This is a genomic window from Piscinibacter sp. XHJ-5 (assembly GCF_029855045.1).
GTDB lineage: Bacteria > Pseudomonadota > Gammaproteobacteria > Burkholderiales > Burkholderiaceae_C > Albitalea.
Genome location: NZ_CP123228.1, coordinates 5,685,340 through 5,698,729, shown reverse-complemented (window position 1 = coordinate 5,698,729; position 13,390 = coordinate 5,685,340). Strand labels below are relative to the sequence as shown.

11 protein-coding genes are annotated in these 13,390 nt (G+C 68.2%); 6 read left to right on the top strand and 5 right to left on the bottom strand.

What is annotated here, in order from left to right:
• The first annotated feature begins 47 nt into the window (after window positions 1-47).
• Genes cysM through P7V53_RS26925 form a run of 3 tightly spaced genes read left to right on the top strand, consistent with a single transcriptional unit; the run spans window position 48 to window position 1,743 of the window.
• Window positions 48-950, top strand: coding sequence for a cysteine synthase CysM (gene cysM / locus P7V53_RS26935; RefSeq protein ID WP_280156628.1), 903 nt, complete (start codon window positions 48-50; stop codon window positions 948-950).
• A complete protein-coding gene (locus P7V53_RS26930; RefSeq protein ID WP_280152564.1) occupies window positions 947-1,495 on the top strand; it encodes an NUDIX hydrolase in 549 nt (182 codons plus the stop codon). The genes cysM and P7V53_RS26930 overlap by 4 nt, the downstream gene beginning before the upstream one ends.
• Window positions 1,496-1,515: 20 nt before the next feature.
• Entirely contained in the window at window positions 1,516-1,743 is a 228-nt protein-coding gene (locus P7V53_RS26925) for a sulfurtransferase TusA family protein (protein ID WP_280152563.1), read from the top strand.
• A gap of 15 nt (window positions 1,744-1,758) precedes the next feature.
• Here P7V53_RS26925 and galU read toward each other — a convergent pair whose 3' ends face one another.
• Entirely contained in the window at window positions 1,759-2,625 is an 867-nt protein-coding gene (gene galU, locus P7V53_RS26920) for a UTP--glucose-1-phosphate uridylyltransferase GalU (RefSeq protein WP_280152562.1), read from the bottom strand.
• Window positions 2,626-2,716: 91 nt separating this feature from the next.
• Here galU and P7V53_RS26915 point away from each other — a divergent pair, with 91 nt between their 5' ends.
• Entirely contained in the window at window positions 2,717-3,694 is a 978-nt protein-coding gene (locus P7V53_RS26915; protein ID WP_280152561.1) for an NAD(P)-dependent oxidoreductase, read from the top strand.
• On the opposite strand, the gene P7V53_RS26910 is transcribed toward P7V53_RS26915, so the two are convergent.
• Window positions 3,636-6,560: a valine--tRNA ligase gene (locus P7V53_RS26910; RefSeq protein ID WP_280152560.1), complete on the bottom strand. Its 2,925-nt coding sequence runs from the start codon at window positions 6,558-6,560 to the stop codon at window positions 3,636-3,638. The two genes, P7V53_RS26915 and P7V53_RS26910, sit on opposite strands and share 59 nt — an antisense overlap.
• Window positions 6,561-6,733: 173 nt before the next feature.
• On the opposite strand from P7V53_RS26910, the gene P7V53_RS26905 reads away from it, so the two are divergent.
• The gene (locus P7V53_RS26905) at window positions 6,734-8,014 is read left to right on the top strand and encodes a S41 family peptidase (protein ID WP_280152559.1); all 1,281 of its coding nucleotides are present in this window, start codon (window positions 6,734-6,736) and stop codon (window positions 8,012-8,014) included.
• Window positions 8,015-8,020: 6 nt separating this feature from the next.
• On the opposite strand, the gene P7V53_RS26900 is transcribed toward P7V53_RS26905, so the two are convergent.
• Entirely contained in the window at window positions 8,021-8,998 is a 978-nt protein-coding gene (locus P7V53_RS26900; RefSeq protein ID WP_280152558.1) for a GMP reductase, read from the bottom strand.
• A 175-nt stretch (window positions 8,999-9,173) separates the two neighbouring features.
• The gene (locus P7V53_RS26895; protein WP_280152557.1) at window positions 9,174-9,839 is read right to left on the bottom strand and encodes a hypothetical protein; all 666 of its coding nucleotides are present in this window, start codon (window positions 9,837-9,839) and stop codon (window positions 9,174-9,176) included.
• A 23-nt stretch (window positions 9,840-9,862) separates the two neighbouring features.
• On the opposite strand from P7V53_RS26895, the gene P7V53_RS26890 reads away from it, so the two are divergent.
• Entirely contained in the window at window positions 9,863-12,196 is a 2,334-nt protein-coding gene (locus P7V53_RS26890) for a UvrD-helicase domain-containing protein (RefSeq protein WP_280152556.1), read from the top strand.
• Window positions 12,197-12,199: 3 nt separating this feature from the next.
• On the opposite strand, the gene P7V53_RS26885 is transcribed toward P7V53_RS26890, so the two are convergent.
• On the bottom strand, window positions 12,200-13,387 hold the full coding sequence (locus P7V53_RS26885) for a DUF58 domain-containing protein (RefSeq protein WP_280152555.1): 1,188 nt from the start codon (window positions 13,385-13,387) through the stop codon (window positions 12,200-12,202).
• Between the last annotated feature and the right edge of the window lie 3 nt (window positions 13,388-13,390).

Genomic DNA, 13,390 nt, shown 5'->3' with positions numbered 1-13,390 from the left:
CATGCGGAATCCGGGTGGGCGACAATGCGCCCATGGCCTCACGCAAGATCGAATACCGGACCGTCGAAGACACGATCGGCAGTACGCCGCTGGTGCGCCTGGCGCGCTTGCCGGGCGTGGAGAACGAGCAGCGCGGCAACGTGATCCTGGGCAAGCTCGAGGGCAACAACCCGGCCGGCTCGGTGAAGGACCGGCCCGCCATCAGCATGATCCGCCGAGCCGAGGAGCGTGGCGACATCAAGCCGGGCGACACGCTGATCGAAGCCACGTCGGGCAACACCGGCATCGCGCTTGCCATGGCCGCGGCGATCCGCGGCTACCGCATGCTGCTGATCATGCCGGAGGACCTGAGCGTCGAGCGGGCCCAGACGATGAAGGCATTCGGCGCCGAGCTGATCCTCACGCCGCGCTCGGGCGGCATGGAATACGCGCGCGACCTCGCCGAGCAGATGCAGCGCGACGGCAAAGGGCGCGTGCTCGACCAATTCGCCAATGCCGACAACCCGCGTGTGCACTACGAGACCACGGGCCCGGAGATCTGGCGCGACACGCATGGGCAGATCACCCACTTCGTGAGCGCGATGGGCACCACCGGCACCATCACCGGCGTCTCGCGCTACCTGAAGGAAAAGAACAAGCACGTGCGCGTGATCGGCGCCCAGCCGAACGAGGGCTCGCGCATTCCCGGCATCCGCAAGTGGCCAGAGGCCTATCTGCCGAAGATCTACGACCCCACCTGGGTCGACGAGCTGATCTACGTGAGCCAGAGCGACGCCGAGGAGATGGCGCGGCGCATGGCCCGCGTGGAGGGCCTGTTTGCCGGCATCTCGTCGGCGGGCGCCCTCTGGGTCGCACTGCAACTGGCCCAGCAGGTGGAAAACGCGACCATCGTCTTCGTCGTCTGCGACCGCGGCGACCGCTACCTGTCCACCGGCGTCTTCCCGGCATGAGCGGCGGGGCCTACAAGTTCTGTCCGCAGTGCGCCACCGCGCTGCAGATGCTGTCGGCGCAGGAAGACGGCGGCCCGAAGGCGCGACTGCGCTGCGCGGCCTGCGGCTGGACGCACTGGAACAACCCGACGCCGGTGCTCGCGGCGGTCATCGAGCTGGCGGACCGCGACGGCCAGCTGCTGCTGGCGCGCAATGCCGCCTGGACCGGCCGCATGTTCGGCCTGATCACCGGCTTCATGGAAGCGGGTGAAACGCCAGAGGGCGGCATCGCGCGCGAGGTGGCGGAGGAGACCTCGTTGCAGGTCGAGGCGCTGAAGCTGATCGGCGTCTACGACTTCCAGCGCATGAACCAGGTGATCATTGCCTACCACGCGCTGGCGCGCGGCGAGATCCGGCTGTCTCCCGAGCTGGCCGAATACAAGCTGTACGCCCCCGATGCAGTGCGCTGCTGGCCCGCGGGCACGGGCTACGCGCTGGCCGACTGGCTCAGGTCGCGCGGCCACTCGCCGCAATTCTTCGAACTGCCGCCGCGCCCGGCGGCCTGAAGCGCATGAGGACACTTCCGATGGACGCGCACAAGGAAATCGACACCCGCGGGCTGAACTGCCCGCTGCCGATCCTCAAGGCCAAGAAGGCGCTGGCCGAGATGGCCAGCGGACAGGTGCTGAAGGTCGTGGCCACCGACCCGGGATCGATGCGCGACTTCCAGGCCTTCGCACGCCAGACGGGCAACGAGCTGCTCGAGCAGAGCAGCAGCAAGGACGAGTTCATCCACTTCCTGCGGCGCCGCTGAGCCGCGCCGGGCGCGTCAGATCTCGAGGTTCTTCAGGAAGTCGCGGAAGCCCTTGCCGAGCTGCGGGTGCTGCAGCGCCAGCTCGACGTTGGCCTCGAGGAACCCTTCCTTGCTGCCGCAGTCGTAGCGCTTTCCCTCGTACCGGTAGGCAAACACCTTCTCGCGGCGCAGCAACCCGGCGATGCCGTCGGTCAGCTGGATCTCGCCGCCTACGCCGCGCGGCTGGCTGGCGATCTCGTGGAAGACGCCGGGCGTCAGGATGTAGCGGCCGGCCACGCCCAGCCGTGACGGCGCGGCCTCGGGCGCCGGCTTCTCGACAATGCGATTGACGTCCATCACGTGATCGTTCACTTGCGTTCCAGCGACGATGCCATATCGCCGCGTGTGCTCGGCCGGCACCTCCTGCACCGCCAGGATGGAAGCGCGCCACTCGCGGAACTGCTCCACCATCTGCTGCATCACCGGCGGGTCGCCGACCATGAGGTCATCGGCCAGCAGCACGGCGAAGGGGTTGTTGCCGATGAGGCGCTCTGCGCACATCACCGCATGGCCCAGACCCAGCGCCTGCGGTTGGCGCACGTAGATGCACTCCATGTCGTCAGGCTTCACGCTTCGCACGACGTCGAGCAGTTCCTGTTTACCCGCTTGTTCGAGGGCTACCTCGAGCTCGAAAGTCATGTCAAAGTGGTCCTCGATCGGACGCTTGTGCCGACCGGTGACGAAGATCATCTCCCGCACGCCGGCCGCATACGCCTCCTCCACCGCATATTGGATCAGCGGCTTGTCCACCACCGGCAGCATTTCCTTGGGCTGCGCTTTCGTGGCGGGGAGAAATCGGGTGCCCAGACCGGCCACTGGGAAGATCGCTTTCTTGACCAACATTTACTTACAATCTCCAAGACAAGAGGCTCAATGGCAGACCATTCTGGCATGAGCCTTTGACGCTCCACTCCCTTCGCGCCCACCCAACCGCATGGATTTGCTCATCGTCGAACCGCTGGAAGACGAAGTCACTCAGTGGCTGTCGTCTCGCCATTCGGTGCGCTATGCACCGGAGCTGGCGCATGATCCGCGCGCGTTCCGGCAAGCGCTCTACAACGTGCGGTCCCTGATCGTTCCTCCCTCGGTCACGATTGACGCGAAAGCGTTGCACTATGCGCCGGTGCTGCGCGTGGTCGGGCGTGTCAGCGCGGGCGCCGAGAACATCGACCTCGAAGCGTGTGCGCGCGCCGGCGTGGAGGTGGTGCGCAGTCTCACCGCCACCGCGCAAGCCGAGGCCGAGTTCATGATCGGTGCGCTGCTGTCGCTGCTGCGGCGCGTGCCCGTCGTCGGCTCAGACGGCATGCGCGTGGGACGCGAGCTCGGCTCGTGCACGGTCGGGCTCGTCGGGATGGCGCCGTCCGCGCGCTCGATGTCGCAGCTGCTCGAGCCCTTCGGGTCCAAGGTCGTCGGCTACGACCCTTCGCTGCATGCGAGCGATCCCGTGTGGGAGCGCTGGAAAGTGCGTGCGATGGGCCTGCGGGAGCTGCTGGAGACATCGGACGCCGTGTGCGTGCAGCTCAACTACTTCAGCCGATACCACGGCCTGCTGGGCGAGCGCTTCCTGCCGTTCTGCAAGCCCGACCAGGTGATCGTCAGCATCGCGCACTCGGGGCTGTTCGACGAGAAGGCGCTGGCGGCAGGGTTGGCCAGCGGCCGCATCGCTGCGGCCTGGCTCGACAGCCTGGAGCCGGGTGCCCTCGACGAAGGGCGCCCGCTCGCCACCATGGACACCCTGCAGATCACGCCGCGCGTGGCGAGTACCACCCGCGAGTCGCGGCTGCGCAGCGCCTGGGCCGTGGCGCGCCGCATCGACGAGCTGCTGAGCCTCACGCCGGCGGCGCAGGCCGAGTTCAAGCCGACGACGCCAGGCGTTGCATTTGATCTCGAAGCCGGTCCCGTGTCGCCGTGAATTCGGCGACACGCTGCTTTTCCTGATCCACCACCGCGGCCGGCGCACGCGCGACGAAGCTCTCGTTCGACAGCTTGGCGTGCGCCTTGCCGATTTCGCCGTCCAGGCGCGCGATCTCCTTCTTGTAGCGCTCGATCTCGGCGGGCACGTCGATTTCGACGTGCAGGGCGATGCGGATGTCGCCGACGACTGCGATCGGTGAATTCCCCGCGGCGCGCTCGAACTCGGCGTCGGTGTCGAACAGCTTCACCTCCGACGCTTTCGCGAGCATCTTCGTCTTCAACAGGGGCGCCGCTGCCGACAGGAATTCGGCATCGCCGATGGCGTACAGCGGCACGTCCTTGGAAGGCGACAGATTCATCTCGCTGCGCAGGCTGCGCGTCGCGCCGACGACGGACTTGAGGCGGGCCATCCAGGCATCGGCCTGCGCATCGATCTTGTCGAGCTGGGCCTTTGGATACGGTGCCGTCACGATGCCGTGAGGCGTCGACGCATCCTTGCGGCCGGCAACGGGTGCAACCCGCTCCCACAGCTCGGCGGTGATGAACGGCGTGAGAGGATGAAGCAGTCGCAGCGTCGCCTCGAGCACGCGGATCAGCGTGCGGCGAGTCGCTCGCTTCTGCGCATCGTCACCGGACTGCAGCTGGGCCTTGGCAATCTCGATGTACCAGTCGCAATACTCGTCCCAGACGAACTGGTAGATCGCATTGGCGACGTTGTCGAGACGGTATTCGGCGAAGCCCTTCTCGACCGCGGCCTCCACACGCTGCAGCTCTCCGCTGATCCAGCGGTCGGCGGACGAAAAATTCATGTAGCCGTGGAACGGGCCACCGGGCGCGCATTCCGCCTTGCTGTGCTCGACCAGTCCGCAATCCTGTCCCTCGCAATTCGCGAGCACGAACTTGGTCGCATTCCAGAGCTTGTTGCAGAAGTTGCGATAGCCCTCGCAGCGCTTGGTGTCGAAGTTGATGTCGCGCCCCAGGCTCGCATAGCTGGCCATGGTGAAGCGCAGCGCATCGGCGCCGTAGGCCGGAATGCCGTCGGGGAAGTCCTTCTCGACGCGCTTGGCGACCTTGGGCGCGGTCTCCGGCTTGCGCAGCCCGGTGGTGGACTTGCGCACCAGCTCGGGCAGTGCGATGCCCTGCATCAGGTCGACCGGATCGAGCACGTTGCCTTCGCTCTTGCTCATCTTCTCGCCGTGCGAGTCGCGCACCAGGCCGTGGATGTAGACGTCGCGGAAGGGCACGTGGCCGGTGAAGTGCACGGTCATCATGATCATCCGCGCGACCCAGAAGAAGATGATGTCGAAGCCGGTGACGAGCACGGTGGACGGCAGGAACAGAGCCATCTCCCGGGTCTGCTCCGGCCAGCCCAGCGTGGAGAACGGCACCATCGCCGACGAGTACCAGGTGTCGAGCACGTCCTCATCGCGGGTGAGCTGGGGACCGGCGGCGCGGCGGTCGTCCAGCAGCCGCAGCTGTGCCTGGTCGCCCGCGGCGCGCGCCGCGGCCAGGCGGTTGTCCAGGTCGAGTTGCCACCGCTGCCGGGCTTCGTGTTCGTCGCGTCCGACGAACACCTGGCCCTCGGCGTCGTACCACGCGGGGATCTGGTGGCCCCACCACAGCTGGCGCGAGATGCACCAGTCCTGGATGTTCCTCATCCACTGGTTGTAGGTGTTGACCCATTGCTCCGGCACGAAGCGCACGCGGCCGTCCTGGACGACCTCGACCGCCTTCTCGGCGATGGACTTGCCGTCGCGGCCGGGCTTGCTCATCGCCATGAACCACTGGTCCGTGAGCATCGGCTCGATCACCTGCCCGGTGCGGCCGCAGCGCGGCACCACCAGACGGTGCTTCTTCGTCTCGACCAGCAGACCCTGCGCCTCGAGGTCGGCGACCACCTTCTTGCGTGCCACGAAGCGGTCGAGCCCGCGGTAGGCCTCGGGCGCATGGTCGTTGACCTTCGCGTCGAGCGACAGCACGCCGATCGTCGGCAGGCCGTGCCGTTGGCCGACGGCATAGTCGTTGAAATCGTGGGCCGGCGTGACCTTGACTACTCCCGTGCCGAAGTCGCGATCGACGTAGTGGTCGGCGATGACCGGGATGCGTCGATTCGCCAGCGGAAGCAGCACCTCCTTGCCGACCAGCGCGGTGTAGCGCTCGTCCTCGGGATGCACCATCACCGCGGTGTCGCCGAGCATGGTCTCCGGCCGGGTGGTGGCGACGACCAACTCACCCGAGCCGTCGGCCAGGGGATAGCGGATGTGCCACAGGAAGCCGTCTTCCTCTTCGCTCTCGACCTCCAGGTCGGACACCGCGGACTTGAGCACCGGATCCCAGCTCACCAGCCGCTTGCCGCGGTAGATGAGGCCCTCGTCGTAAAGCCGCACGAAGGTGTCGGTGACGACCTTCGACAGCTTCTCGTCCATCGTGAAGTACTCGTGACCCCAGCTCACGCTGGCGCCCAGGCGGCGCATCTGGTTGGTGATGGTGGAGCCGCTCTGCTGCTTCCATTCCCAGACCTGCGCGACGAAGTTCTTGCGCCCGAGGTCGTGGCGCGAGCGTCCCTGTTCCTGAAGCTGCCGCTCGACGACGATCTGCGTGGCGATGCCCGCGTGGTCGGTCCCCGGCAACCACAGCGTGTTGAAGCCGCGCATGCGGTGGTAGCGCGTCAGCGAATCCATGATCGTCTGGTTGAAGCCATGTCCCATGTGCAGCGTGCCCGTCACATTGGGCGGCGGCAGCTGGATGGCGAAGGACGGCTTGCTCTCGTCGAGCGCGGGCTCGTAGACCCCGCTCTTCTCCCACAGCGGCGCCCAGCGGGCCTCGATGGCGGCAGGTTCGAAAGACTTGGCGAGTTCGCTCATGAAAAAGACCGGCTGATGCGCGGCGTGGCAGGCTGCGCAGGAAGTGGCAAAACGGGATGGCTTCGATTGTAGGGGCGGCCCTGCGCCTGCTAAGGTGGCCGCCCGGGATGGGACAGAGGTCGGGAATGGGGTTTCGAACGCAAGGATGGCGCCGCACGATCGTCGCCCTGGCCATGGCCGTCGCAGGATGCGGCGGCGGTGATGGCGATGGCGGCACCGCCACGGGCAGCGCGAGCTGCGAAGTGTCGGCGCAGAACGAATGGCTGCGCACCTATCTCGACGACTGGTACTACTGGAGCGGCGCGGCGCCCCGACCGGATCCGGCGGGCTATGACAGCCTGCAGGCCTACTTCGAGGCCAGCCGCTATCCGGGCGACGGCGTCGTGCCGCGCGACCACTGGAGCTATTTCGGCAGCAGCGCCGCCTACGAGCAGTTCTACGGCGAAGGGCGCACGCTCGGCTATGGCCTCTTCGTCAACGGCATCGAGGGAACGTTGCCGTTGAAGGCTCGCTACATCGAGCCGCTGTCGCCGTCCGGACTGGCCGGTGTGGCGCGCGGTGACACCATCGTGTCGGTCAACGGTCGCAGCGCCGCCGAACTCGTGGCCGCCAACGATTTCGCCGCGCTGAGCCCGGCGCGCGAAGGCGACACGCTGACGCTGGAGATCGACGGTCGCAGCGGCCGCCGAAGCCTGGTGCTCACTGCGGCCACTTACGCGCTGACGCCGCTGTCGGTGGCCAAGGTGTTGACCTTGCCCGGCGGGGCCAGGGCGGGCTATCTGGTGCTGAAGGACTTCATCACGCAGGCCGAAGCGCCGCTGGCCGAAGCCTTTGCGCAATTCCGCCAGGCCGGCGCCACCGAGCTCATCCTGGACCTGCGCTACAACGGCGGTGGTCGTGTCTCCACGTCCAACGTGCTGGCCTCCCTGGTGAGCGGCGCCGCTCACGGCGGAGGAACGTTTGCGCAGCTGCACTACAACGCCCGGCACACGGCGTCGAACACGGTGTTCTCCCTCGCGGCGCAGCCCGGCCCGGTGTTTGGGCGAGTGGTGATCCTGACCGGCTCGCGCACCTGCTCGGCCAGCGAGCTGCTGGTCAACGGCCTGAAGCCGTTCGCCGACGTGGTCACCATCGGCGGCACCACCTGCGGCAAGCCATTCGGCTTCAATCCGGTCCAGTCGTGCGGCAACAGCTTCAGCGCGGTGAACTTCGAGGCGTTCAACGCCGCGGGCGAGGGACGCTACTACGGCGGCATCGCTGCGCGCTGCGCCGTAGCCGACGATTTCATCGGCGAGCTCGGTGATCCCGCCGAGACGCTGACCGCGGCCGCGTCCAGCTACCTGCAGAGCGGCGCGTGCCCGCTGTCGGCGCAGCGAGCGCAGCCGCTGTCGGCCCCACGCCGGCGGGGACCGGTGCCTGTCGAGCCGGGCGACCGGCAGGGCATGGTGCCCTAGCCCGGGTCACATCAGCAGATGCTCGCCGGCGTTGTCGCCGCCCAGGATGACGTAGTTCACCTTGCGGATGTCGGCGAGCCGGGTGCCGCCGGCGTACGAGATGGAGCTCTGCACGTCCTCGCGCATCTCGCGCAGCGTGTCGGCCAGCTTGCCCTTGATGGGCTGGAGGATGCGCTTGCCCTCGACGTGCTTGTACTCGCCCTTGTTGAAGTCGGACGCGCTGCCGTAGTACTCCTTGTACAGCTTGCCGTCGACCTCGACGGTCTGCCCCGGGGATTCCTCGTGGCCGGCGAACAGCGAGCCGATCATCACCATGCAGGCACCGAAGCGCACGCTCTTGGCGATGTCGCCGTGGTCGCGGATGCCGCCGTCGGCAATGATGGGCTTGGTCGCCACGCGGGCGCACCACTTCAGCGCCGACAGTTGCCAGCCGCCGGTGCCGAAGCCGGTCTTCAGCCGCGTGATGCACACCTTGCCCGGACCCACGCCGACCTTGGTCGCGTCGGCACCCCAGTTCTCCAGGTCGATGACCGCCTCCGGCGTGGCCACGTTGCCCGCGATCACGAAGGTGCTCGGCAGCTTCTGCTTGATGTGCTCGATCATGCGGCGCACCGTGTCGGCGTGGCCGTGCGCGATGTCGATCGTGATGTAGTCGGCGCCGACGCCTTCAGCGGCCAGCCGGTCGATGACGGCGTAGTCGGCCTCCTTGACGCCCGAGCTGATCGAGACGAACAGCCCGCGGTCGCGCATGCGCTTCGCGTAGGCGACGTTGTCGAGGTCGAATCGGTGCATCACGTAGAAGTGGCCGTTGGCGGCGAGCCACTCGCTGATCGGCTCGTCGATGACGGTCTTCATGTTGGCCGGAACCACCGGCAGCTTGAAGCGGCGGCCGCCGAACTCCTGTGAGGCGTCGCACTGGCTGCGGCTTTCCACGCGGCAGCGCCGCGGCAACAGAAGGACGTTGTCGTAGTCGAAGATTTCCATGCTGAGCTTCGCTCCTGTGAAAGCCAGGCGTTGACGCAGTGCCTGGCCGAAGGCTGCGAGCGCTTGACTTGGATCCCCGGCGCGGGCCGCGAACGCCACCAGCAGGGGTGGTGCGGCCAACAAAAACCGGGTCGCCAAAATTTGGGCCCGGTGACGAATTCTACGCCGATCGGCACTACGGAGCGGCGCACGATTGCGCCGCGGCGATGACCTTGCCCTGCGCGGTCTCTATCCACGCGACGCTGCCCAGCCGGTCGGGCCGCTCGATGTCGGGCAGGCGCACGGCGCTCATGTGCTCGAGGGTCGATGAAGCGGCCAGCTCGCCGAGGCCAAGCGGTCCGATCACCGCGCGCACGAGCTGACGGTCGACCGGCGTGCCTTCGCTGCCCGCGGGCACCCGCTCCACCAAGGCCGCATACGCGACCGCGTCGGGGGGCACTGCGTCGCGCCTGGTGACGACCAGCCGCAATCCGACGTAGCCGTTCCAGCCGGGACCATCGGCGATGCGCAGCTGCGGGGCGCCCGCGCGGCGCAGCGATGTGCTGCGCCATTGCGTCTCGCGCGCCGCCGTGCCCACGCGCCGGGCCGCTTCAGGCAGTGCCGCGCTGGCCAGCGGCGCAGCGTCGCCGGCGGGCACGATCCAGTCCAGCACGAGCTGGCGCGCGCCCCGGTCGCGCGGCGTGGCGCGCTGCCAGCAGGCTTCGCAGTCGGCGGGCACGAAGCGCTCGAGAAACACCTGCGGCGCGGGGGCATCGCACGACGGCGAAGCGGCCGCTGCGAGATGGCCGCCGAGGGCCGCGAGCGCTGCGCCAAGCACGCGATGAACGAAGGGTGACCTCAAGACCCGCCTCCTAGAATCGGCCCATGAGTCCGCATTCTGACCAAGCGCCCGGCCTGCTGGCGAACCTGAATCCCGAGCAGCTGGCCGCGGTGACGCTGCCCGCGCAGCCGGCGCTGATCCTCGCCGGCGCGGGGTCGGGCAAGACGCGCGTGCTGACGACGCGCATCGCCTGGCTGATCCAGACGGGCCAGGTCTCTCCCGGCGGCGTGATGGCCGTCACCTTCACCAACAAGGCAGCGAAGGAAATGCTGACGCGCCTGGGCGCGATGCTGCCCGTGCCGGTGCGCGGCATGTGGGTAGGCACCTTCCATGGACTGTGCAACCGCTTCCTGCGCGCGCACTGGAAGCTGGCGGCGCTGCCGCAGGGGTTCCAGATCCTCGATTCGGCCGACCAGCTGTCGGCGGTCAAGCGGGTCATCAAGGCGATGAACCTCGACGAGGAGCGCTTCGTGCCCAAGCAGGTCACCTGGTTCATCGCCGGTGCCAAGGAGGACGGCCTGCGCCCCAAGGATGTCGAGATCCGCGACGAGCAGACGCGCACCATGGTGCGCGTGTATGAAGCGTACGAGGAGCAGTGCCAGCGCGAGGGCGTGGTCGACTTCGCCGAGCTGCTGCTGCGCACCTACGAGCTGATGCGCGACAACGATCCGCTGCGCGAGCACTACCAGCGGCGCTTCCGCCACCTCCTGGTCGACGAGTTCCAGGACACCAACCGCCTGCAGTACGCGTGGCTGAAGATGTTCGCCGGGCCGCAGACCAGCGTGTTCGCGGTCGGCGACGACGACCAGAGCATCTATGCGTTCCGCGGGGCACAGGTCGGCAACATGGCCCAGTTCGAGCGCGAGTTCCGCGTGCCCGCGGTCATCAAGCTCGAGCGCAACTACCGCTCCTTCGGCAACATCCTCGATGCGGCCAACGAGCTCATCTCCCGCAACCAGCGGCGCCTGGGCAAGAACCTGCGCACCGAGGCCGGTCCCGGCGAGCCGGTGCGCGTGATCGAATCGACCAGCGACTTCGGCGAGGCCCAGTGGCTTGTCGAGGAGTCGCAGCAGCTGCACCGCGAAGGCATGGCGCGCAGCGACATCGCCTTTCTGTACCGCAGCAATGCGCAGAGCCGCGTGGTCGAGAGCGCGCTGTTCAACGCCGGCATTCCCTACAAGGTCTACGGCGGCCTGCGCTTCTTCGAGCGCGCCGAGGTCAAGCATGCGCTGTCCTACCTGCGGCTGATCGAGAACCCCAACGACGACACCAGCTTTCTGCGCGTCGTCAACTTCCCGGCGCGCGGCATCGGCGCGCGCACGCTCGAGCAGCTGCAGGACGCGGCACGCGTGTCCGGGCGCAGCCTCGCGCAAAGCACGGGCGCCGTCACGGGCAAGGGTGGCGCCAACCTCGCCGCCTTCGTGGCGCTGATCGACGGCATGCGCAGCGCCACGCAAGGCCTCACGCTGCGGCAGATCATCGAGCACATGCTGCACGCATCGGGCCTCGTCGATTTCTACAAGACCGACCGGGAAGGCAAGGAGCGGCTGGAAAACCTCGACGAACTGGTCAACGCGGCGGAGGCCTTCGTCACGCAGGAAGGCTTCGGCAAGGATGCGGTTGCGCTGCCCATCGACGAGCAGGCCGGCACCTTCGCCGCGGGCGCCGGCGCGGTGGCGGCCGCAGCCGAGCAGGTGCCCGATGCGCAGACGGGCGAGATCATGTCGCCGCTGGCCGCTTTCCTCACGCACGCCTCGCTCGAGGCCGGTGACAACCAGGCCCAGGCCGGGCAGGACGCGATCCAGCTCATGACCGTGCACTCGGCCAAGGGCCTCGAGTTCGACGCCGTCTTCATCACCGGCCTGGAGGAAGGCCTGTTTCCCCACGAGAACAGCATCGCCGACATCGACGGCCTCGAAGAAGAGCGCCGCCTGATGTACGTGGCCATCACGCGCGCGCGCAAGCGCCTGTACCTCAGCTTCAGCCAGACGCGCATGCTGCACGGCCAGACCCGCTACAACATCAAGAGCCGGTTCTTCGACGAGCTGCCGGAGAGCGCGCTGAAGTGGATCACCCCGCGCAACCAGGGCTTCGGCTCGGGCTATGCGCGCGAGTACCAGCAGGCGTGGTCGCGCGGATCGGGGCTGGGCTCCGTCGTCGGCGCGGGCCGGGTCGAGGCGCGCACCGCGCCCTTCGCACCCAAGGCGCCCAGCCATGGCCTGCGCTCGGGACAGAACGTGTTCCACACCAAGTTCGGCGAGGGCGTCATCCTCACGATAGAAGGGCAGGGCGACGACGCGCGCGCGCAGGTGAACTTCGGGCGCCACGGCATGAAGTGGCTGGCGCTCAGCGTGGCCAAGCTGACGCCGGTGGAGTGACCGTCACACCGGGCCGGCGGCCTTGATCGCGCGATAGCGGCTGACCAGCGCCTGCGCGAGCTGCTGCGGCGGCGCGTCGACGAGCATCACCCGATGGCGCGAGCGCAGCAGCATCAGCGCGCGCTCCAGGTCGCCTGCGTCCTCGGCGGGAGCCTTCGTCAACAGCACGACCAGGGCCCGCTTCGGTTCCCGTTGCATCAGCTCCTGCGCGGCGGCGCGGCAGTCGGATGGCGTTGCCTGCGGCTGCACGTCGCGCAGCAGGGCCATCAGGGCGGGGAAAGTCGCCGCGCCTTTGCGCGGCGCGAAGCGGCGCGCCAGGGCAGCTTCGGTGCCGAAGGTCATCCCGCCCACCGCGTCGCCTTCGTTCAACGCGACATGGGCCAGCAGCATCAGCGCGTTCAGCGCCGCATCGAAGTGGCTGCCGGACGCCATGCGGCGGCCGCAGTCGAGCAGGAACAGCACGCGTTCATCGCTCGCGTCCTGGAACCGGCGCACGACGGGACGATGCCGCTTGAGCGTCGCCTTCCAGTCGACATGCCGGATGCCTTCGCCGCCGGCATAGGGAACGAGCGGACCGTGCTCCGTCCCCGCGCCGCGTCGCACCGCCTGGCGGATGCCGATGTCGCCCAGCCGGCGCTCGGCGGCCAGATGCGCGTAGCGGGTCACCGCGGCGAAGTCGGGATAGACATGCAGCGCCTCGGCGGCGCCCGCCGCGCGCATCCAGTCGAAGCTGCCGTGCAGCGTTCGCACGCGCAGCCGGGCCGGCGTGAACCGGATGGTGCCGCGCCGGCGCGGCACGATGCCGTAATGCACCTCGATGCGCGAATGCGCCGGCACGTACACGTCCAGCGGGAGGCCCTCGATGTCGACGTCGTCGCCCGCGTGATCGGACAGCTCCACCCACCAGTCGTTGGCACTGTCGTTGACCAGCGAGCACGCCAGCGTGCGTGGCACGCCGACAGCCAGCGCGGCCGGCAGGCGCCGCTGCCACTGCAGCGGCGAGCGATGCCACGCCAGCGCGCTGCGCGCGATGTCCACGATGACCCACGCGGTGCCGGCGATCAGCGCGCCCAGGGCGAAGCGCTCGACCGTGTCCGCGGCCATCTGCGCCACCAGCGCAACGATGGCCGCGGCGGCCATGCCCAGCGCGATCCAGATCGACGCGCGGGTCGGGACCAGCGGCAGGCGCACGGT

Bases quoted from the DNA above. Each gene is read 5' to 3' on its own strand.
- galU (WP_280152562.1), bottom strand. From the start codon at position 2,625: ATGTTGGTCAAGAAAGCGATCTTCCCAGTGGCCGGTCTGGGCACCCGA.
- P7V53_RS26900 (WP_280152558.1), bottom strand. From the start codon at position 8,998: ATGGAAATCTTCGACTACGACAACGTCCTTCTGTTGCCGCGGCGCTGC.
- P7V53_RS26915 (WP_280152561.1), top strand. From the start codon at position 2,717: ATGGATTTGCTCATCGTCGAACCGCTGGAAGACGAAGTCACTCAGTGG.
- P7V53_RS26905 (WP_280152559.1), top strand. From the start codon at position 6,734: ATGGCCGTCGCAGGATGCGGCGGCGGTGATGGCGATGGCGGCACCGCC.
- P7V53_RS26910 (WP_280152560.1), bottom strand. From the start codon at position 6,560: ATGAGCGAACTCGCCAAGTCTTTCGAACCTGCCGCCATCGAGGCCCGC.
- P7V53_RS26925 (WP_280152563.1), top strand. From the start codon at position 1,516: ATGGACGCGCACAAGGAAATCGACACCCGCGGGCTGAACTGCCCGCTG.
- P7V53_RS26930 (WP_280152564.1), top strand. From the start codon at position 947: ATGAGCGGCGGGGCCTACAAGTTCTGTCCGCAGTGCGCCACCGCGCTG.
- P7V53_RS26890 (WP_280152556.1), top strand. From the start codon at position 9,863: ATGAGTCCGCATTCTGACCAAGCGCCCGGCCTGCTGGCGAACCTGAAT.